This window comes from Nostoc sp. 'Peltigera membranacea cyanobiont' 210A, assembly GCF_002246015.1.
Lineage (GTDB): Bacteria > Cyanobacteriota > Cyanobacteriia > Cyanobacteriales > Nostocaceae > Nostoc.
The window spans coordinates 465,041-485,711 of the sequence record NZ_NOLJ01000006.1 but is presented as its reverse complement, the minus strand read 5'-3'; the positions used below and the strand labels follow the sequence as shown (position 1 = coordinate 485,711).

Below are 20,671 nucleotides of genomic sequence, written 5' to 3'. Positions count from 1 at the left end.
GGTTCATCGAACTCACGTTCAGTTACTAACAGAAACCAAAAATCGCTTCTTGTTGGGACTGCCTAACACCTATTAAGTAATTGTACTTAAAAATTACTCAAAAGCAGATGGAACTCTGCTCTTTAGAGAAAATATCAAGATTTTCTGCAAAATCCTTGGCTGACAAGAACGATTGACTGCGCTAGCGATCTAAAATGACACTGTGAATCGGTAAACCAAAAGCAATTAAGTTCAATATATGGTGCGTCAACGCTCGATTTTTTCATTTTTCCTAGTACTATTGGCCACATTCCTGATTAGTTGTGGTGGCCCTGGTGTTGCGATCGCACCTCCGACTTACACAGCAGTACAACTTGAAAAAATTCAGGCTTATGTTCCTGAAATTCAGGCTGTGCGCGATCGCTCAGAAGAGTTGACAACCCTGATTAAAAGAGGTGATTGGATTAATGTGCGTAACTTTATACATGGCCCCATAACAGAAGCAAAGCTGAATCTGACTTATGTCACTCCCAACCTTCTACCCAAAGACCAACCCATCGCACGTCAAATAACGCGAGATTTTTTTAAAGACCTGGTTAAACTCGATAAAGCTACTAGTGCTGGCAATCCTCTAGTTGCCTTGAATCAATCCCAAGCTGCTTTCGCAGAGATTGACAAATTCCTCGACCTGCTTCCTAAGACCAGCAGTGAAGCAGAGGCAAGTTAAGGGCAAGGTAAGATGAGCAAAGGGGATGAGGGAACAGGGAGAGTAAAAATTGCTTCCCTGTTACCTCATCTCCTGCATCTCTCCCATCTTTGCCTCAAAACAGCAATGAGTCATGTGGTTATTATCGGTTGTGGTGTGGTTGGGGCTGCGATCGCTTACGAACTCAGTCAAGTAAAAGGGCTGAAAATCACAGTTTGCGATCGGCAAGCACCAGCACAAGCTTCTACGGGTGCTGCACTTGGCGTTTTAATGGGCGTAATCAGCCAAAAAATCAAGGGTAAAGCTTGGCAGATGCGACAAACTAGCATCCAACGCTATGAAACCTTGATTCCTGAACTAGAAACTTTAACGGGTCGCAAAATCCCTTTTAATCGTCAGGGAATTCTCATGCTTTTATCTGATTCCTCCCTAGAGGAGATGTCAGCATGGGAAAAACTAGTAGAAATTCGCCACTCTCAAGGCTGGAATTTAGAAATTTGGGACACGGCTAAACTCAAGAATATCTGTCCTCAAATTAATAACGAAAAAATCACTGGCGCTGTCTATTCTCCGCAAGATCGCCAGCTAGATCCAACTGCCCTGACATTAGCTTTAGTTGAGGCTGCCGAGAAAAATGGTGTAACTTTCAAATTTGGCGTGACTGTTTTGGATGCCCCAACCTCAACACCTGAATTTTGCAATCAACTTGAGACTACAGAAGGAAAAATAGCCGCAGATTGGTTTGTAGTCGCAGCTGGGCTAGGTTCGACACCACTGACAGCAAAATTAAATCAAATAATTGATATCCGCCCCGTGCTAGGGCAAGCGTTGCAAATGCGTGTGGGGCATCCGTTAGGTAATACCGACTTCCAGCCAGCTATTACGGGTAACGATGTGCATATTGTTCCTGTGGGTGGTGGAGATTATTGGGTGGGTGCAACAGTGGAATTTCCTAGCAATGGCGATGAGATACCGCCAAATCAAGAACTGCTGGAATCTGTTAGAGAACAAGCGATCGCATTTTGCCCAGAGTTAGCCACAGCAATAATTCTCCGCACTTGGTCGGGGTTACGTCCCCGCCCTGAAGGTCGCCCAGCCCCAGTTATTGGTAAGTTGCCAGGGTTTAGTAATGTCCTCCTAGCTACCGGACACTATCGCAACGGCGTTTTACTAGCGCCCGCTACAGCTTATGCGATTCGTGAGATGATTATTTCTCAGGGGTTGGGGACTGGGGACTAGGGACTGGGGACTAGGGACTGGGGACTGAATTCTTCTTATCAATACCCAGTACCCAATCCCCAGTACCCAGTCCCCAATGCCCAATATAGGAAAATAGCGTGTCAATAACAGAACATAAAATCAATGTAGATTCACTGGAATGGTTTTATCGGGAATCTTTACCAATCGGCAGAAGTGACTTAGCGCCTGTGTTGTTGCTACACGGCTTAGTTTCACAAAGTTACAGTTGGCGTCATATTATACCTGCTTTGGCGAATCAGGGGACAAGAGCGATCGCTCCTGATTGGATTGGTTACGGCTTTTCTGCCAAACCAGAAAAACGAGATTTTGCTTACACTCCCGATGCTTTTATCACAGCTTTAGAAGGATTTATTAAAGCTTTAGAACTTGAACATTTTTCTTTAGTTGTCCAAGGATTTTTAGGTTCTGTAGGTCTGCAATATGCTTTGCGTCATCCAGAACAAATTGCTAATTTAGCTATTTTAAATACACCAATTTCAACTGCTGCTAAATTACCCTGGAAAATTAAACAAATGGGTTTACCTTTAGCAGGTGAAGTCATGACCCAAGACCCCTTATTAGTCGATCGGACGCTAGAAGGTGGAAGCCGTTATCGCATAGGAGATAAAGATTTAGATGTTTATCGAAAACCATTTTTAACTGCTTCTTCATCTGGTCGAAGTCTCTTAGCAAGTATTCGCAATTTACAGCTTGATTCAGCCATGACAGAAATACAAACTGGCTTTAAAGAATGGCAACAACCAATTCTGATTCAATGGGGTATGATTGACCCTTGGCTACCTGTAGACATTGCCGAAAACTTTGCCAATTCCGTACCAAATACCGAATTAATAAAACTTAATAACGTCGGACATTATCCTCAAGAACACTACCACGAGACGATTTTGCAAGACCTTTTACCTTTTGTGCGTCGTAAAGATGCTCATTGACAATATAGCTCTGGCAAAAATCGATATTATAAAAATGAATGTCAGAATTCAGGAGTCAGAATCAATTAGTAGAGGATGCAAAATCATCACTGTAGCCCACTAAATGGAAGGTTGAGTGGCAGAATTAAAATGTTGTTTTCTGTTAAAAGTCCATCCTTTAACGGGTGGAATATTCTGAATTCTGAATTCTGGCTCCTGACTACTTTTTATTACCATTACAAGTAAAGGAGATTATGATTCATGGCTTATTCATGGTTTAAAGCTTTTCATATTGTCGGATTTGTAGTTTGGTTCGCTGGTTTATTTTACTTAGTACGTCTTTTTATCTATCACGTTGAAGCTAACCTTGAACCGGAACCAGCACGAACGATACTGAAAAATCAGTATCAAATTATGGAAAAGCGCCTTTACTATATCATCACTAACCCAGGAATGTACGTGACAATCGCAATGGCCATCGGTTTAGTAAGCACTGAACCGGATATTTTAAAAGAGGGATGGTTGCATATCAAACTGCTGTTTGTGGCTATTTTAATTGGCTATCATCATTACTGCGCCCGGCTGATGAAGAAATTAGCAGTAGATGAGTGTGGATGGAGTGGTCAGCAATTACGGGCTTTAAATGAAGCGCCTACAGTTATGTTAGTAGCGATCGTTTTGCTGGCTGTGTTTAAGAATAATCTCCCTACAGATATCGCTGCTTGGGCTATTTTCGCCATGATTATTTTGATGGCAGTTACTATTCAACTTTACGCCAAAAAACGCAGGCTGGATAAAGAGAAATTGACGGCACAAATAGGGCAACCACAAGAACAAAGTTAGACAAAGTAAGGTAGCACAACTGTGCTACCTTACTAAACGTTGCATCACAACAATAAATGCTACCAATTAACTATTACTTCATCCTGGAAACCTTTACAGTAAATCATCCCCAGGAATTACGGTAGTGTAGAAAACATATTTGCGATTAGCGACATAACGTCGGTCTTGTTTAATAATTGCCATAAACTCTCTATGTCCCTCACGGGTACGCCCCACTAAACAACCCGCACTGGCAAGGCGAATATCATTCCGGGGGAAATCAAAGCCGTAGTGTTGATTAACGTAAAAATTATCACCTGTATCAAGTTTGTCGCCAGTCCGTGTAAAATCTTGGTTGAAATCTCTACAAACAGTTATATCTCCAACTTGCACTAATGCTTCGTGAGGTTCGGCTGTGCCGTGAGTACCAACAGCCCAAGCTTTGTATTGTCCAAACTGAATCCTAGCTGCTCCTTTAGGATTCATCGGATTATAAGTGTAGTACCTCCCTGGTTCTGTAGTAGCTTCCCAGTGATCTACGATTTTGGGAACACCATTTACTACTTCGATCACAATGCGGCGATCGTTAAATTGATTGGGTGTATCACTGTTGAGAGTCCAGTCTCCATTCATACCCTCTACATAAACAATGTTGTATTCTTTGGGATTGGTAAATACCTGATAACCTTTGGCTAGCATATATTTCACAATCTTACTAGCGATGTCATTGCCTAGTTTTAAGGGGGGTTTAGGAAGATCGTCTATTTTGGTTTCAATTAGTTTCTTGGCTGTGACTGCTCCTAAAAAGCCACTCTCTTCAGTCTTTATTAATTCTTGAAATTTTTTGAGAGATATCACAGAAACAGGGCCAAATTTACCATCGGCTGGAGGTTCCAGCAAACCTAAGCCGATTAACAATATCTGAATCTGACGAGCCAAGTCTGCATCTTCTGCGATCGCATCAAATGACCATTTCTCATCTTTTCCCAAGAAATCTTGTAGTTTCATTATGCACCTGCTTTCATTTACTGAGTTCTAAGTATAAACATCATTTTAAAAATTGATGTCGTCTAAAACTATACTCTAACGTAAAATATGATGTCAGCTGGAGTCTGCGATCGCACACACATTGCCTGAATGCAATACTTCATACAGGCTACATTATTAATTAGCTCAATTTCTCTGCTGCGCGTCCAAGCAGCAACTCGTCGTCAGGCATCGCCTCTGTAAAACCCGAAATGACTAACGAAGAACTGCTGGAAATTATTGAACAAGCTGCCAAAGACAAGGTGAGAAAATTAGACCTTTCTGACAAAGGCTTAACAACACTGCCAGCCGAAATTGGACGACTTACCAACCTGCGTTCGCTCTATCTTGGCAACAATCAACTGAGCAGTCTGCCAACGGAAATTGTCCAACTCACCAACCTGCGTTCGCTCGATCTCAGCAACAATCAACTGAGCATTCTACCACCTGAAATTGTCCAACTTACCAACCTGCGATCGCTCAAACTCCGCAGTAATCAACTTAGCAGTCTGCCACCTGAAATTGTCCAACTCACTAACCTGCGATTGCTCAATCTCCCCAGTAATCAACTAAGCAGTCTGCCACCTGAAATTGTCCAACTCACTAACCTGCGATTGCTCGATCTCAGCAACAATCAACTAAGCAGTCTGCCACCTGAAATTGTCCAACTCACTAACCTGCGATTGCTCTACCTTGTCAGTAATCAACTGAGCAGTCTGCCACCAGAAATTGTCCAACTCACTAACCTGCGTTCGCTCAACCTCAGCAGTAATCAACTGAGCAGTTTGCCACCGGAAATTGTTCAAATCACTAACCTACAGAGGCTCAACCTCATCGGTAATCAACTGAGCAGTCTGCCACCGGAAATTGTCCAACTCACCAACCTGCGAGCGCTTTATCTTGGCAACAATCAACTGAGCAGTCTGCCATCGGAAATTGTCCAACTCACCAACCTGCGAGCGCTCTACCTCTGGGGTAATCAACTGAGCAATCTGCCACCGGAAATTGTCCAACTCACCAACCTGCGATCGCTCCACCTCTGGGGTAATCAACTGAGCAATCTGCCACTGGAAATTGTCCAACTTACTAACCTGCAATCGCTCTACCTTTGGGATAATCAACTGAGCAGTCTGCCACCGGAAATTGTCCAACTCACTAACCTGCGATTGCTCGATCTCAGTAACAATCAACTGAGCAGTCTGCCACCTGAAATTAGGCAACTAGCAAATCTAAAAAAGCTGGATATTCGTAGAAATCCAGTCCCCATTCCACCTGAGATTTTGGGGCCAAAGGATTTATCAAAAAATCCAGGGAATGTGAATGAAGTTCTAGATTTCTATTTCCGGGTGCAAGATCCAGCCGAAACAGAACCATTCTACGAAGCAAAATTCTTAATTGTTGGGGAAGGAGGAGCCGGTAAAACCTCTTTAGCTAAGAAAATTGCAGATGAAACTTACGAACTTCAGCCAGATGAGGAATCAACGCAAGGTATTGATGTGATCCAGTGGCACTTTACACAGCCCAATGGTAAAGAGTTTCGCGTCAACATCTGGGATTTTGGCGGTCAGGAAATCTACCACCAAACCCATCAGTTTTTCCTCAGCAAGCGTTCTCTCTATGCCTTAGTTGCCGACACTCGCAAAGAAAACACCGATTTTTACTGGTGGTTGAAGGTTGTTGAACTTTTGAGTGACAAAAGTCCAGTCATGATCGTCAAAAACGAAAAGCAAGACCGTCAGTGCGAAGTCGATGGAGGGCAGTTACGAGGAGAATTTAACAACCTCAAGGAAATTCTGTCAACCAATTTAGATACTAATCGCGGTTTGGCAGAGATTAAAAAGACTATTCAACTTTACATCAGTAATCTTGAGCATGTTGGTACACCTTTACCAAAACTCTGGGTAAGAGTCAGAGCTGCTCTAGAGAACTATTCCCCAAATTACATCAGCTTTGAAGAATACTGTACCCTTTGCCGAGTCAATAATTTAACTGACCGTAAAGACATGCTGCGCTTGAGTAGCTATTTACATGACCTCGGCGTTTGCCTCCATTTTCAAGATGATTCTACACTCAAACACTACGTCATCCTCAAACCGGAATGGGGAACATCTGCCGTTTACAAAGTTTTGGATAATCAAACTGTCAAACAAAAGCTAGGTTGTTTTACCAAGGAAAACCTTAAAGATATTTGGCAAGACGGTGAATATATAGATATGCGAGATGAACTCCTGCAATTAATGATGCGGTTCAAGCTTTGCTACGAAATTCCGGGTCGTCGTGACATTTATATTGCGCCTCAATTGCTCTCCATTGAAAAAGCTGATTATACCTGGGACGATCGCAACAACCTAATCCTGCGCTACACCTATACATTCATGCCCAAAGGCATCCTCACCCGTTTTATTGTCGAGACGCACCCTTGGATTGAACAGCAAAAACTCGTTTGGAAAAACGGTGTTGTTCTTAACAAAGACCAAACTCGTGCAGAAGTCATTGAAAACTATCATCAACGGGAAATTAAAATCCGTGTAGCCGGAAACCGCAAAAAAGAACTGATGGCTGTCATCACCCATGAACTCGAAAAAATCCACAACTCTTACGAACGTTTGCAATATCAAACTCTAGTTCCTTGTAACTGCGAAACTTGTAAAAATCTGCCCATACCTTATTCCTATTCTTTAGACAAACTCAATAAGCGCTTGAGCGATCGCCGTTACCAAATTGAGTGCGAAAACAGCTATGAAATGGTAGATGTCCGTAGGTTAATCGATGATGTCATGCTCCAAACCGATAGAGCAGATGGGGAAATCAGCCCCAAAGTTACATCGTTGCAAAACGAACTGGAGCAACAAAGAGAGGAATCATTAAAACATCGCCTAAAAGATAGCAATCAAAAGGAAGTGTTTATCTCCTACACTTGGCGAGATCAACAAAGTAAGCCACTTGTAGAAAAAATAGAGCAAGCATTTCAAGCCAAAGACATCAAAATTCTTCGTGATACCAATGCAATTGGCTATAAAGAAAGATTTAAAGAATTCATGCAGCGTTTGAGCCGTGGTACATGCGTAATTTTAGTAATTAGCGACCAGTACTTGAAGTCAGAAAATTGTATGTATGAACTGGTTGAAATCGCTAAAGATAAAGACTTTTATAAACGAATATTTCCGATTATTTTAGCAGATGCCAAGATTTTTAAATCTATTGAAAGACTTAAATATATTAAGTATTGGGAAGACGAAATTGAAGAATTGAATAAAGCTATGAAAGAAGTTATGGCAGATAATTTGCAGGGGATTCGAGAAGATATTGACCAATACAGAGAGATACGTAATATGATCGCCAAACTTACCGACCTGCTCAGAGACATGAATACTCAGACTGAAGATATTCACAGCGAATCAGAATTTGAGAGATTGGTGAATGCGATCGCACAGCGTTTAGATGAGTAAAAATAACCTCCTATTGATTAAGCTCAGAGGTTGAGCAATGTCTCTGACAAGCTAGACTTACGCCCTTTTAACTCGACAATTTGTGTTCTGAGGTGCAAGCTTTAAGTTCAAAAGTAGAATGATGAGTGTTAAAGGTGCAAGTCCGAGGATAAAAGGCGCAACTGCGAGTATAAAAGGCTCAACTTCGAGGATAAAAGGTGTAACTGCGAGTATAAAAGGCTCAACTTCGAGGATAAAAGGTGTAACTGCGAGGACAAAAGGCTCAACTGCGAGGCTTAAAGGTGAAGCGATCGCTCTTTTAACTCGACAATTGGTGTTAAAAGGTGCAATCTTCAACTTTAGAGGTGGAATGATGAAGTTTTGAGGTGAAGCGATCGGATTTACGACTTAGAAGACAGTTCAAACGCCATCTGCGAACGATAAAAACAGACATCAAACTCTAAGAAAAAATTCATGCGTCCTAAAAGTAACGGCACGTCATCCGTGAGACTCCAAGCAAATACCAATCGAACTGGTGCAAAGCTGGCTATTTGAGCAGATATAATTAATCCTTTTGCTTCAACTGGTGCAAGGTTTCCAGCCAGTTGCACTGAGGTTGTTAATTCTTCCCAAGACACCCCTAACAGAATACCCAGACTGTAAGGTAAAACATTAATACTAGCTCCAGTATCCAATAAACCTGAAACGTTGACGACAGAATTTTTGTAGCTTAACGTCAAAGGTAATATTGGTACCGCATCGATATCCCCGAACACATCACGACTTTCAACGAAGGGAAATCTTTGTGAATTAAGCATCGTTTATCTGTCTGTCTTCTTCTAGCAATGCAGCTAGTTTATTAGCAGCTTCATGGGAATTATAGGGAGACCACACATGATAAGTGACTCCTGGCTGTAACGACAATGTTTCTTCTTCAGTAGCTAGTTCTTGAACTAAGAACTGTATGACCTTGAGTTTATCTGCACGAGATAGCTTGTGCAAGGTTGGGAATAAATCTGCTGCGCTCATATCAAGATAAAAACGATTTTATTATGCAAAACCTATCCCTCTCCGCATCGGAGAAGGACAGACTTTAATAAAAGTTCAAGGCAGGAACAGGTTTGATAACTAAATTACTTGATTTACCGATGAGTATTTTGTCCATCACAACAAACTAAGGTTAGGTGTAGCTGTAGTTTTAGCCTGGTAAGCATTTTTGACACCAACCCAATTACTAGCAATTGGCATTCGCCAACCGGTTCCAAAGGCGCGATCGGTGATTTTTAAACCGGGGGGTGCTTGTCGCCGTTTAAATTCAGCCCGCGCTACCATTTGAATTACTCTGTCTACAATCACCGCATCGTGACCGGCTGCAACAATTTGCGCTGCTGATTGGTGGTTGTGAATCAAGCGTTGCAAAATATCGTCCAAAATTTCGTAAGGCGGTAGAGAGTCTTGATCGACCTGACCTGGTTTGAGTTCGGCGCTGGGTGCTTTAGTCAAAACGTTTTCCGGGATGATTTCATTATTGCGATTTAACCAATGGCAAAGTGAATACACACGGGTTTTAGGTACATCTGCAATCACTGCTAACCCGCCATTCATATCGCCGTAGAGAGTACAGTAACCAACTGCCATTTCTGACTTGTTACCAGTAGATAAAAGCAGATAGCCAAATTTATTAGCGATCGCCATTAATAAATTACCGCGAATCCGCGATTGGATATTCTCTTCAGCCAATCCAAACTCCGTACCCGCAAACAAATCACCTAATGTTTGATCGAAGCCTTGCATTAACTCGCCAATTGGTAAAAGATTAGTCTTAATCCCCAAATTTTCGGCTAATGCCAAAGCATCACTAATGGAATGCTCCGAACTATAAGGGGAAGGCATGAGAACACCGAGGACATTTTCTTTACCAAGTGCCGCCGTTGCGATCGCAGCTACTATTGCAGAGTCAATCCCGCCACTTAAACCCAACACTACTTTAGAAAAGCGACACTTCCGGGCATAATCTCGCACTCCCAAAACTAACGCTTGCCAAATTTCTTCATCTTCCGATTCATACACTGGTGCTACAGAACCCAACTGTAAATCACGCTGTGTTTCATCAAATTCTACTACTAATAAATCAGTGTCAAAACCACGAGCGCGACACATAATTTCACCTTGACGATTTAAGGCAAAACTACGCCCATCAAAAATTAGATCGTCATTTCCTCCAACTTGATTAGCGTAAATCATCGGTTGTTGAAAACGCACTGCACTATGCCTGAGCATAGTTTCACGAAACTGCTGCTTGCCAACAGTGTAGGGCGAAGCAGACAAATTTACAATCAAATCTACACCCAAAATTGCTAAGTCAGCAATCGGATTCACTGTATAACTACGTTTGCCCCAAAATTCCTCATCGTTCCATAAATCTTCGCAAATAGTTACGCCAATATCGATATTATCAAGAGTGAAATAATTAGCTTGCAAGCCTTCTTCAAAATAGCGGCGTTCATCAAAAACATCGTAAGTAGGTAAAAGTCGCTTGTGAAAAACTTGCTTAATCTTGCCATTCTCTAACAAAGCTATGCTGTTAAATAAACTTTTACCGCCACTAATATGTGCTTGGATATTCGGTTCAACAGTTCCTACCAACACAGCTAAATTTGGTGGTAAATCTTGAGCCAAGTTTTGCAAAGTGATGCCCATCGCTTCCACAAAACTAGGATTTAGTAATAAATCTCTTGGTGGATAGCCACACAAAGAAAGTTCTGGTGTCAACAACAAACGCACACCACTAGATGCTGCTCGTTGTGCCGCCTCCAGGATTTTTTGGGCATTTAAAAGCAAATCACCAATAGTAGGATTAATTTGAGCGATCGCAATTTTCATATTATTTGTCATTAGTCATTGGTCATTTGTCATTAGTCAAGAGTCATAAGTTACTCTGGATCTTTGGATGCAAAGTAACGTGAGTTCGACAAGTCTTATTTGACCTCTCCCCCAGCGCCTCTCCGACGCCCAGAGGGGAGCAAAAAGCTGAATTAATTTTTCGTTGCTCCTCCCTTTCCGAAAAGGAAAGGGAGGCTGGGAGGGAGAGGTTCATCGAACTTACGTTCAAGTGATTGATTAAATAAACACCAAAGGTTTATCTTTTAAGGGAGCAAAAGCTTCCGCGTCAAACTTATACAAACTAGCTGGACGACCAGCACCCCGTGATACCTTAATTCCGGTATCGCATAAAAAACCTAACTTGAGTAGACGCGCCCGAAAATTAGAATAATCGGAAAAGTTATCACCTAAAACTGTGGCGTATAACTGATATAAATCATTCAAGGTGAACATTTCTGGCAAGACTTCAAAAGCCACTGGGCTATACTCTAATTTATTTCGCAACCGCCTATGGCCATAAGCCAAAATTTCGTTATGGTCAAAAGCTAATTGCGGCACTTGTTTTACCGGATACCAAGCGATACCAGTCATGCGATCGGCAATTAATTCGGCTTCTTCAAATCGCACTAGGGCAAAGTAACTAACTGATAGATAACGCACACCATAACTATCAGTTGCTTCCCGTGGATCGCGATTTGGCCCGCCAAAAGTATAGAGTTGTTCTAAATAGAGATTGTTGACTTTAATTTTCTCTGCCATAATGCGATAGGCGGCATCTTCTAAAGACTCTCCTGGACGTACCAAAGTACCAGGAAGACTCCAATGATTTAAAAATGGTTCTTGCTGTCGCATTACTAGGAGAACTAACAGCCGATTTTGTACAGTATCTACAGAAAAAATTACATTATCAACACCAACCTTGAAATCGGCCAAAGGTTGTTGGTTTAACGGAGTTGGTATCTTTTTTTGTGAACGTCCTGGCATTCGTACAAATGCTCTCGATTAATATAGGCAACTACAGGGGCTGTGAGGGCTTGGGGATCTCCATGTTCGCGGTACGCTGTTGAGGAAACATCTAGACCGGTCAGACTAGCGATCGCAATCTTCCCTCCCAGCTTTTGCACTACCTCTGAACTAGATTCATCTATTGCATATCCGGGTCGCGGTACAATCAGTAGTTGCACTTGCTGTAACAAATCTTCAATGCGATACCAACGTGGTAGCTGACTCAGTAAATCTGAACCAACGATCATCGTTAATTCAGCGTCTTCACCCCAAGTAAGCTTCGCTTTTTCAACTGTTTCCAGCGTTCTGAAGCTACTCAATTCTTGTTCCAAAGCAATATTATGCCGTGGCGCGTCTATATCCGCAATCAACAGCCGCAACATTGCCGCCCGATGTTCTAAGGGCGTTTGATGAGACTTAAATGGATTATCCGCCGCCCAAACCGCTACCCAATCATAACCCTCAGACAACCAACTCAGAATTTTTTGATGTCCCGCAGTTGGTGGATCGGCACTAGTACCAAACAAAGCAACTCTCATAATAATTCGTAATTCGTAGTGACGCTCGATGACTCGCTAACGTAGTTCGTAATTAAGACATACCGAAAGAGCAATTATTACCTCTGTGTACTCAGCGCCTCTGCGGTTCGTTTCTTAGTCTCCTCCGTCAACATCCGTAACCCCTCAGAAATCTCCACTTCTACAGCCACCGGATGATCCAAAAGCCGTGTTTGTAGTGGCAAACTAGCAACTGAAGCGGCGGTACGTTGACGAATTGTTGCCAACGACTCTAACGGCTGTATCCGTTCACCGTGTTGCACTACCAACTGCAACAAAGGTTCTTCTTCCAAAGGAATTTCACCTAAGAGTCCCAACCTGTCTGCTTTTACCTTACCTCCCGTAAACGAGCGAAAAATCTGCTTGCGTCCTGGATAAGTAACTTTACCACTTGACTGCTTCATCACTGGGATGCCATCAATGTCTACAAGTTTATAGACTCCATTTACAGGGGAACCTGTAACTAATCGCGTTCCCAGTCCGTAACCATCAATTTCGGCCCCAGCAGCTTTTAATCTGGCAATTTCCCACTCATCCAAGTCGCCACTAGCAAAAATTGGCACACCGGGAAGGAGCGATCGCACCTGTTTTGATAAGGTAACTAAATCTCCTGAGTCCAATCGCACTCCTGACAATTGCATTTCCCCAGAATTGACTTTTTCGGCCAAGCGTTGGGCAGCAGCAATGGTATCGTAAGTATCAATCAGCAATGGCGCACCCGGAAAATAGCGATGAAATGCACTAAAAGCTTGTTCTTCAGTGCCTTCTATTGCTGATAATGCCATTACTAAAGCGTGTGCCATCGTACCACTTGGCTTTTCTCCCAGTTGTAGCGCTGCTAACACATTGGAGGTGGAATCTAACCCACCTGCCAACGCCGCCCGCGCCGCCCACAAAGACCCTTGGGGACTAAATGCTCGTCTGGTGCCAAATTCTAAAAGTGTTGCTGATTCCCCCGCGATATCCCGCAACCGTGCTGCTTTTGTGGCAATCAAAGTCTGGTAATTAATCGTATTCAGGAGATAAGTTTCCACTAGTTGGGCTTGCCAAAGGGGTGCTTCCACCCGCAACAGTGGTTGATTGGCAAATACAGCCGTCCCTTCTGGTACTGCCCAAACATCACCCGTAAACTTTCCCTCAGCTAAAAGTGACCAAAAGCGATCGCTTGCGTGAGCAAAAATTCCTGTTGCCTGTAATGCCGCAATTTGCGCGGAACTAAAGCGGATTTTGGCTAAATATTCCAATGCCTGCGTCAGCCCCATTGCAATCAAATAACCAAAACCCTCTGGCAATCGTCTGACAGACAATTCAAAGCTTGCCCGTCGTTGTTCTATACCTTCGCCTGTGTAACAAGCTGCCATCGTCAATTGATAAAGGTCGGTCAGCAAGCTGTAGTCATCGGCAGAAAGGTTTAGTTCCTGGTTCTGCTGGCTTTGCTGTTTATATACATAGTCCAAATCTGGCAAAGTTGTCATGCAAGAGCTTCCTTACAAGATGCTTCTTTTATTTATGGTAATATTTACCATAAATAATGTCAACTCCCTGCAAGTATATTGTCTGAGATTGCCGGATAACAGTAGATTTATCGGTAGCTTAATACTAACTTCATCAAATACTTAATATGTTTTAATAGTGATAGCGCGTAATAATGTTAATTAGAGCGGGTGGCTAATCAAGGAAAATAATATCCTGTCAGAGAAAGTTTGTTTTGCTTCGCTATTTTCCCAAATGGGTTGAAAGAAACAACTATGTTACAATTAGAATCGGAGAGAAAAGTTTGACTTTTTGACAAGCTAAAGTATTGCGAACTTATCTGAATAAACATTGCATATAGTCTCAATATATTGAGAATAAGAGCAAGGCTTGAATATCAGTATTAGAGTATAGGTAGCACAATTAAAGTGGCTCGAAAATAAGGAGTCCAATATTATGGCTATTTCCAACATCATTGCGAACATAACCAAGTATATTTCTGAAGCTGCAATGCGGATTTTTGGGCCTAATGATGACGCTTATCCTGCTACAGGCGTACAACCTTTTACAGGTGAACCTTACGATAAGCGTAAAGATGATAATAATTAGGTGCTGATATAGAAGGTGCTGACACGGTATGTGAAAAATATTTATGAACAAAAAGATCCCCGACTTATTGAAGAAGTCGGGGATCTGATTTTCTCGGTGCAGAACCAATCAAATAGGATTGCTATAGTTGCGTTGCGATTGACATAAACTACTTGGTAACAGATTGTGCAGCCGAAAATATTTGTTGTGCCGTTAGTTGTAAGTTGGGAAAGATTAAGGAGATAAGTCGATCGTTATTTTGAAATAATTGTTTTTGATACTCATCCTCTATTAGGTTGCAAATTGTCACCGTTGGCTGTTTGGGTTTACCAATATATTCTCTGCCACCAATACCTAAATAATCAACAATCCAATATTCAGGAATTCCTAACAGGGCGTAGTCTTCGGCTTTACGGGCGTAATCGTTCTGCCAGTTTGTGCTGACAACTTCAGCAATCAGTTTTATTGAGTTTCCTGATGTAATTATATCAAGTCCGGGTAATTAGTTCTGATTCCCATAGTCATTGCACCCCACCCCCAGCCCCTCCCCGCCGGCGGGGAGGGGAGACAAAGCATAGCTTTGGCGGGGTGGGGTTCTTAGGGTTTAGTAAGTAATCAAGCGGACATGATATTACAGGTTGTTGCCATAATGGTTCATTAATTAATTGAGTTTGGTTTAACACAATCACATCGGGACGAAAAGCTGTTTCTGTTCCTAAGAGTTTGATTAGACAGCGATGGGGAATAAAGTAGCTTAGATCCTGACGATCAATTTCTACATTCAGCTTTCGCCCAATCAATGCAGATACTTGCTCGTGTGGCCCGGTTGGTTCCATCTCAATTAATTCACCATCAATTAGTTCATAGCGATCGCACTCACCGTAATGGCTAATAAATTCATCAACGGTTAGAACTTTTGGGGCTGATTTAACCATTGTGATTATTCCTCATGATTTGGTACGAGCCACTAAGGTAAAGCGTTATAGCGATGAATTATGCTCAATATAAGAGCAAAGAGCAGAGTTAATTAGAGATTCGTAGCCTTTTCCTTTGCTTTTAAACCAATCTAGAATATCTCGATCTAGTTGAATTAACGTGGCTTCTTGACTAACAGGTTTTACCATTTTAGCTGTTTCCCAGAATTGCTGATCTAATTCAGGAATATCTGAAGTATCAATCGCTGTATCAGGGATATTTTGGAGTTCTTTAAGTCGATTGGGCGAGATGCTGATAAAGTCAAGTGTAATAAATAAAATAAAGGCATGAGGAAAAACTCACGCCTTTTTATTTAAACTTTTTTCCCACCGCCTACTAAGAGTTCCAGAATGACTCCATTTGTCCAGCCGAAGCCAACTTCGTTAGAACTATATCCAAAGGAGATTTCATCGGAAACGTTGGCAGAACAGCGTTCAACATCATATTTCTCAACTAGGGTATTGTGACGCTCGAATTCTTTATTTACCATAGCCAGAAATTTGTTGGCAATGCGATCGCCTTCTGTATGATAACCATAGCGGTGAAGTCCCTGGACGGCAATTAACGTCAATGGTGCCCAGCCAAAAGGCGCATCCCACTGGTTTCCGGTAACATGAGTACTGGTCAAAATTCCGCCTGGGGCTTCAAACAAAGAGAGATTTTCCGCCACTCGCCGGGCTTGGGTTGGAGAAGCAATTCCCAGCCACAGAGGATAGAAGGTAGTAGCAAATTCGTAGCCGCGGCCTTTTCCACTCTGGAAGTGGTAGTCTAAATAGAGTCCTCGTTCTTCATTCCAGAGAAATTGATCGATCCGATCGCGGCGGATATCTGCACGATCGCGCCATTGTTGTTCCAGTTGTTCGTTCCCCAAAATCTCGTTAATTTGCCCCAAGTCTTGTTCTACCTGATACAAGAAACTGTTGAGGCACACAGGAGCGTAGTGGAGAATATCAGCACTGAAAGGGCCAAATCGGTTGGTGATATCAAAACCGGACTCGCGCATAGTGCGATCGCCCTTATAAAATAGACTGGTCAGTTGGTCATTTTCCCGATCGTAGTAAAGATTGACATCATAATCTTCAACCTCAAAGGTTTGGTAATATTCCTTGACGCGATCGTAGTGGCTTTTTCCCTCTTCATCTCGCTCGGAAAACAAAACTTCTGGCGCGGGGCCTTCCCCAAAAGCATAAAATCTGGATAAGCCTGTTGCAGCATTTAGGTGGGGCGGAACTACCCAGTAATAATAAAATTGCTCTAACAAGGGTACGGTTGCCTTCAACCACTGTTCATCTTGAGTGTGCTGGAATAACGCCAAAACCATCATACTCAGGACTGGAGGCTGCGATCGCGACAGCATATAAGTCCGATTGGCGTTGAGGATAGTGCCGTAATGTTGCACTTGGTACAGCAATTGCTCAACTTGGCTTTGTGCTAGCTCCAATTCTCCATCGTGCAAAAGTCCTAGTAATATAAAGTAGCTGTCCCAGCCATACATTTCGTTGAAGCGTCCACCTGGTACGACATAAGGCCCTGGTAGGTATAGTAACCCATGCTCTTTAATCGCTTCGACTTCCGAGGGCAAAGTGCGAATTTCTAGCTGTTGCATATCTTTTGAAGATAGCGATCGCTCCAACACAGTCTGAATGTTGGGACAATCTTCTGAGGGTGAAATATAGACGATCCAAGGAGTGTCTTTTTTGTGGTCTAGTTTGGTGTCTTTTGCAGATTGTAATAAGTGTTCGTGCGATCGCGTTAAAGTTTTCCACGTTTTTTTGATGTGGAGGCGCACGGCGTCAATCTGTGCTGTGGTAAGTGCTGGTGGAGTGTCGGTATAAGCTGGAGTTGGAGTAGTCATAATTCATCTCAAAATTCAAAATGGGGGCTGGGGAATAGAGACTAAGGACTAAAAACAGGGAGTAGCGCTATCAAGGTGAGTCTGGATGAGACTGCAACTTCTATTTCATTACTAGCTCAGAACTCGCAACTTCGAGATCAGTACTTGGAATTTTCAGACTTTTAAAGGAACATGAACAAATACGAAATTCAATCTACATATCACCTGGATTTGCCTAGATAGGGAGCAAGTGAGAAATCCAAGGGGTGTGGGAGGTGTGGGAGGTGTGGGAGGATGGGGAAGAAGTCTTACCCCCCACACTTCCCACACTCCCCACACTCCCCACACTCCTCTTCCCCCTCTGCCTACACTATGCGTGAGAAATCCGGGAGAAGAGTTTTCCCCTCTGCCTCTTTTGCCCAATACCCCTTAATCACTGACTAACAACGCAACTGGAAAATGGGCTAGGGCTGCTGCGATAGATAAGGTTTCTGTAGACTTTAAGGATTGCTGAGTTAGGACGTTTTTCCAGGTGTGAGAAGTTCCAGAGGGTAATTGCAGATGTGTATCTTGCCAAACTGACTCGCCCAAGGGATTGTCTCCTGGCTGGATGAGACTAGTTAAAAAGCGGGGCGCGATCGCGATCGCTGTTTGATTCCCCTCCCGTCGCGCAAAGGCGATAATGTGATTGGCGTAGGTTCCCTGAACTTCTAACGGCAAGTAGTCGCCATCCTGGAATAATGAGACATAGTTTGTTCTAGCTTGGAGTAATTGAGCCGTTAAAAACAGTTTGATTCTGCCATCTGTTTTGTCGTTCAGTAACTCCTGAATTAGTCCAAGAATATCTGTTTTTGCCTGTTCGCGGATGGCGCTTAAGTAAGTACGTCGCTGTTCAAAATCCACGGGACGGCGATTGTCTGGATCTACTAGACTCAGCTCCCAAAGCTCCGTTCCCTGGTATAAATCGGGTACGCCGGGGGCGGTAATCTTCAGTAGAGTTTGGGAAAGGGAATTGAAGATACCATACTCTGCAATTCGCTGTTGAAAGGGACGAAAAGCTTCTAGAAATTCCCTGGAGATGGCAGGATCGAGTACTTTCTCAATAAAGGAAGTACAAGCTTCTTCATACTCGCTATCAGGTCGCAACCATGCTGTATGCACCTTCGCTTCTCGAATTGCTTTAATTATATAGTCCTTCACCCGTTCCACGAAGGATGCATGTTCCTGTTCCGCAAAAGGAAACGCCCCTACTAGGGTTTGATAGAGAAAATACTCATCGTTGCGATCGGGTATAGCGAACCCGTGGCGATCGCTACGATGTCCGCGATTAATGGCGCTCCAAGTATTTACCTGCTGATCCCACTCATCGGGGATTTCTGAAAGGACATTCAATCTGGCCCGCACATCTTCGCCGCGTTTGGTGTCGTGGGTAGCTGTGGTGTTCATTGTGTGGGGCCAGGTTGCTTGGTGCTGTTGGTTAAAGGCATGAAATTTGCTTACATCAATCCCAAAATGACCGGGATTACCCCCGACTTCATTCAACGACAGCAAGCGATTGTATACATATAATGTGGTGTCTTCTACACCTTTCGCCATTAGCGGGCCGCTGTATTGCTGCATTCGCAAGACAAAATATATCCACTGTTCGCGTTCTGTTTGAGTCAGAGAATCATCAAACTCTAGGAGCATTAACTTTTCAATAAAAGTCAGTTCGTGCTGCAACAGGGGTGTTTGTTCTTTGGCTTGGCGAATTACTTCTTGAATGGTAGCGCGATCGCTATCTCCAATTCCATCGGGCGTAATGTAAGTACGGTAAATCGGGAACAACGTCAAAACTTCAGCGATCGCTCTTTTTAATCCATTCAGCGTAAAATCATTGCCATAGCGGTATTTGCTGGAGATATTTTTTAATAAAAGAGCCAAACTGTCAATATCACCTGCTAAATTCTTTTCTAGGATTAGGTGCTTTTTATCCTTCACTATTGATGCATAATCTACTCGTGAACCGATAAAGTTATAGTAAATTTTATCGAACTGCGATTGATTTTCTGTTTGACAAAATACACCATTTACATAGTTGAGAAAGTCATATCCAGATGTTCCTTCAATTCCCCAATTTTCTGGTAGTTCTTCAGTCAGCTCTAAAATCTTTTCAACAGTGATATAAACATCACCCATTTTTTCGCGCAGCCTTTCGAGGTACTGAATTGGGTTATAAAGTCCATCAATATGATCGATGCGTAAACCTGTAAATTTGCCTTCCTCAACCAGTTTTTGAATTAGGCTATGAGTATTATTAAAAACCCGCACTTCTTCAACTTTCACAGAAATTAGTTCGTTGACAGTAAAGAAACGGCGGTAATTCATTTCCTCCGCGCCAACCTTCCAGAAAGCGAGACGGTAAAACTGGTCATTAAGTAATTCATCTAGGAGGTTAAAGCTTTCGGAATTACCGGGTTCTCCGTTGAAAGTTTCGATATTTTCGTCAATGAACTCGTGGATGGCATCGTTTGTGGTGTAGAGTTCCCAAACTAATCCTTTAATAAATGCAATCTGGTCTTGTCGCTGTTTACCCGCCACCTCTGAAGGCACATTTTTGAGAATGTAGAGAATCCCCAAAAGCTTAATAAAATCGGGGTGATTGCGTCCCAGTGTGCGGGTGAGTTTCCCTAAATTATGGGTGATAAATTTTGTGTAAGATTCTAACCGGAGTGGCAATTTCAAGCTGTAATAGTTGACAGTTAAACCGTTCTGTTCGTATTGCAGTTGAATGTGTCCGTTTTCTAGGGATGCACCATAGAAATCTCCCAGCAAAGGAGCAAGAATTCGCTCTTGGCGATCGCCAAAGGGAGCATTCCAAGAAAGATCGAAGTAGTCGGTATAGCTGGAATCTGGGCCGTGTTCCAATACGTCCATCAAGTAATCGTTTTCGCTGCTATAGGCCATGTGGTTGGGCACAATATCTTGTAACCAGCCCATACCAAGGGATTGGATTTCATCAACTAATGCATCAAAGGATTCATTTGTTCCCAGTTCTGGATTGAGTTGAGTGGCATCTACTATATCGTAGCCGTGTGTACTCCCAGATCGTGCCTTGAAAATGGGGGAGGCATATAAATCGGAAATACCCAAATCTGCTAGATAAGCTGCGATCGCTTTGGCGTTGTCAAAGCCAAACTGGGGTGTAAACTGAATTCGATAAGTGGCGGTGGGAATTCGCATATTTT

18 protein-coding genes and 1 pseudogene are annotated in these 20,671 nt (G+C 42.8%); 7 read left to right on the top strand and 12 right to left on the bottom strand.

What is annotated here, in order from left to right:
- Positions 1 to 238 precede the first annotated feature (238 nt).
- From psbQ to hemJ, 4 genes are all read left to right on the top strand, one after another.
- The gene (psbQ, locus tag CDG76_RS21355; protein WP_094350929.1) at positions 239 to 706 is read left to right on the top strand and encodes a photosystem II protein PsbQ; all 468 of its coding nucleotides are present in this window, start codon (positions 239 to 241) and stop codon (positions 704 to 706) included.
- Between the two features lie 105 nt (positions 707 to 811).
- On the top strand, positions 812 to 1,924 hold the full coding sequence (locus tag CDG76_RS21350; RefSeq protein ID WP_094351081.1) for an NAD(P)/FAD-dependent oxidoreductase: 1,113 nt from the start codon (positions 812 to 814) through the stop codon (positions 1,922 to 1,924).
- 98 nt (positions 1,925 to 2,022) lie between these two features.
- Positions 2,023 to 2,874, top strand: coding sequence for an alpha/beta fold hydrolase (locus tag CDG76_RS21345; RefSeq protein ID WP_094350928.1), 852 nt, complete (start codon positions 2,023 to 2,025; stop codon positions 2,872 to 2,874).
- Between the two features lie 240 nt (positions 2,875 to 3,114).
- Positions 3,115 to 3,696 (top strand): protoporphyrinogen oxidase HemJ, encoded by a 582-nt coding sequence (gene hemJ / locus CDG76_RS21340; RefSeq protein ID WP_094350927.1) that lies wholly within the window; start codon positions 3,115 to 3,117, stop codon positions 3,694 to 3,696.
- 93 nt (positions 3,697 to 3,789) lie between these two features.
- Here the strand turns inward: hemJ and CDG76_RS21335 are convergent, their stop codons facing one another.
- Complete coding sequence (locus CDG76_RS21335; protein WP_094350926.1) at positions 3,790 to 4,683, bottom strand: peptidoglycan-binding protein; 894 nt, start codon at positions 4,681 to 4,683, stop codon at positions 3,790 to 3,792.
- A 230-nt stretch (positions 4,684 to 4,913) separates the two neighbouring features.
- On the opposite strand from CDG76_RS21335, the gene CDG76_RS21330 reads away from it, so the two are divergent.
- Positions 4,914 to 8,150, top strand: a complete 3,237-nt coding sequence (locus CDG76_RS21330) for a leucine-rich repeat domain-containing protein (protein ID WP_094350925.1) — start codon at positions 4,914 to 4,916, stop codon at positions 8,148 to 8,150.
- 57 nt (positions 8,151 to 8,207) lie between these two features.
- Here CDG76_RS21330 and CDG76_RS36365 read toward each other — a convergent pair whose 3' ends face one another.
- The 7 genes from CDG76_RS36365 to CDG76_RS21295 all read right to left on the bottom strand — a co-directional run bounded on the left by CDG76_RS36365 (position 8,208) and on the right by CDG76_RS21295 (position 14,049).
- A complete protein-coding gene (locus CDG76_RS36365) occupies positions 8,208 to 8,486 on the bottom strand; it encodes a hypothetical protein (protein ID WP_143854137.1) in 279 nt (92 codons plus the stop codon).
- A gap of 44 nt (positions 8,487 to 8,530) precedes the next feature.
- Positions 8,531 to 8,947: a hypothetical protein gene (locus tag CDG76_RS21320; RefSeq protein ID WP_094350923.1), complete on the bottom strand. Its 417-nt coding sequence runs from the start codon at positions 8,945 to 8,947 to the stop codon at positions 8,531 to 8,533.
- Positions 8,940 to 9,158 carry a hypothetical protein gene (locus CDG76_RS21315; RefSeq protein WP_094350922.1) on the bottom strand — a complete coding sequence of 73 codons (219 nt, stop codon included), beginning with the start codon at positions 9,156 to 9,158 and terminating at the stop codon, positions 8,940 to 8,942. The genes CDG76_RS21320 and CDG76_RS21315 overlap by 8 nt, the downstream gene beginning before the upstream one ends.
- 135 nt (positions 9,159 to 9,293) lie before the next feature.
- Entirely contained in the window at positions 9,294 to 11,012 is a 1,719-nt protein-coding gene (locus tag CDG76_RS21310; protein ID WP_094350921.1) for an NAD+ synthase, read from the bottom strand.
- A 237-nt stretch (positions 11,013 to 11,249) separates the two neighbouring features.
- Entirely contained in the window at positions 11,250 to 11,996 is a 747-nt protein-coding gene (locus tag CDG76_RS21305; protein WP_012411955.1) for an NUDIX hydrolase, read from the bottom strand.
- On the bottom strand, positions 11,957 to 12,556 hold the full coding sequence (locus CDG76_RS21300) for a nicotinate-nucleotide adenylyltransferase (protein ID WP_094350920.1): 600 nt from the start codon (positions 12,554 to 12,556) through the stop codon (positions 11,957 to 11,959). The genes CDG76_RS21305 and CDG76_RS21300 overlap by 40 nt, the downstream gene beginning before the upstream one ends.
- A gap of 77 nt (positions 12,557 to 12,633) precedes the next feature.
- Complete coding sequence (locus CDG76_RS21295) at positions 12,634 to 14,049, bottom strand: nicotinate phosphoribosyltransferase (RefSeq protein ID WP_094350919.1); 1,416 nt, start codon at positions 14,047 to 14,049, stop codon at positions 12,634 to 12,636.
- Between the two features lie 454 nt (positions 14,050 to 14,503).
- Between CDG76_RS21295 and CDG76_RS37500 the strand changes: the two genes are divergently transcribed.
- Entirely contained in the window at positions 14,504 to 14,656 is a 153-nt protein-coding gene (locus CDG76_RS37500; protein ID WP_167306193.1) for a hypothetical protein, read from the top strand.
- A 148-nt stretch (positions 14,657 to 14,804) separates the two neighbouring features.
- On the opposite strand, the pseudogene CDG76_RS39685 reads toward CDG76_RS37500, so the two are convergent.
- The 3 genes and pseudogenes from CDG76_RS39685 to CDG76_RS21275 all read right to left on the bottom strand — a co-directional run bounded on the left by CDG76_RS39685 (position 14,805) and on the right by CDG76_RS21275 (position 17,465).
- Positions 14,805 to 15,570 (bottom strand): annotated as a pseudogene (locus CDG76_RS39685) (Uma2 family endonuclease).
- A 45-nt stretch (positions 15,571 to 15,615) separates the two neighbouring features.
- Positions 15,616 to 15,798: a BrnA antitoxin family protein gene (locus tag CDG76_RS21280; RefSeq protein ID WP_223265331.1), complete on the bottom strand. Its 183-nt coding sequence runs from the start codon at positions 15,796 to 15,798 to the stop codon at positions 15,616 to 15,618.
- Positions 15,799 to 15,923: 125 nt separating this feature from the next.
- Positions 15,924 to 17,465, bottom strand: coding sequence for a trehalase family glycosidase (locus tag CDG76_RS21275; protein WP_190240925.1), 1,542 nt, complete (start codon positions 17,463 to 17,465; stop codon positions 15,924 to 15,926).
- Between the two features lie 229 nt (positions 17,466 to 17,694).
- On the opposite strand from CDG76_RS21275, the gene CDG76_RS37495 reads away from it, so the two are divergent.
- Entirely contained in the window at positions 17,695 to 17,877 is a 183-nt protein-coding gene (locus CDG76_RS37495) for a hypothetical protein (RefSeq protein WP_190240924.1), read from the top strand.
- Here CDG76_RS37495 and treY read toward each other — a convergent pair.
- Positions 17,874 to 20,666 (bottom strand): malto-oligosyltrehalose synthase, encoded by a 2,793-nt coding sequence (treY, locus tag CDG76_RS21270; protein WP_094350915.1) that lies wholly within the window; start codon positions 20,664 to 20,666, stop codon positions 17,874 to 17,876. The two genes, CDG76_RS37495 and treY, sit on opposite strands and share 4 nt — an antisense overlap.
- Between the last annotated feature and the right edge of the window lie 5 nt (positions 20,667 to 20,671).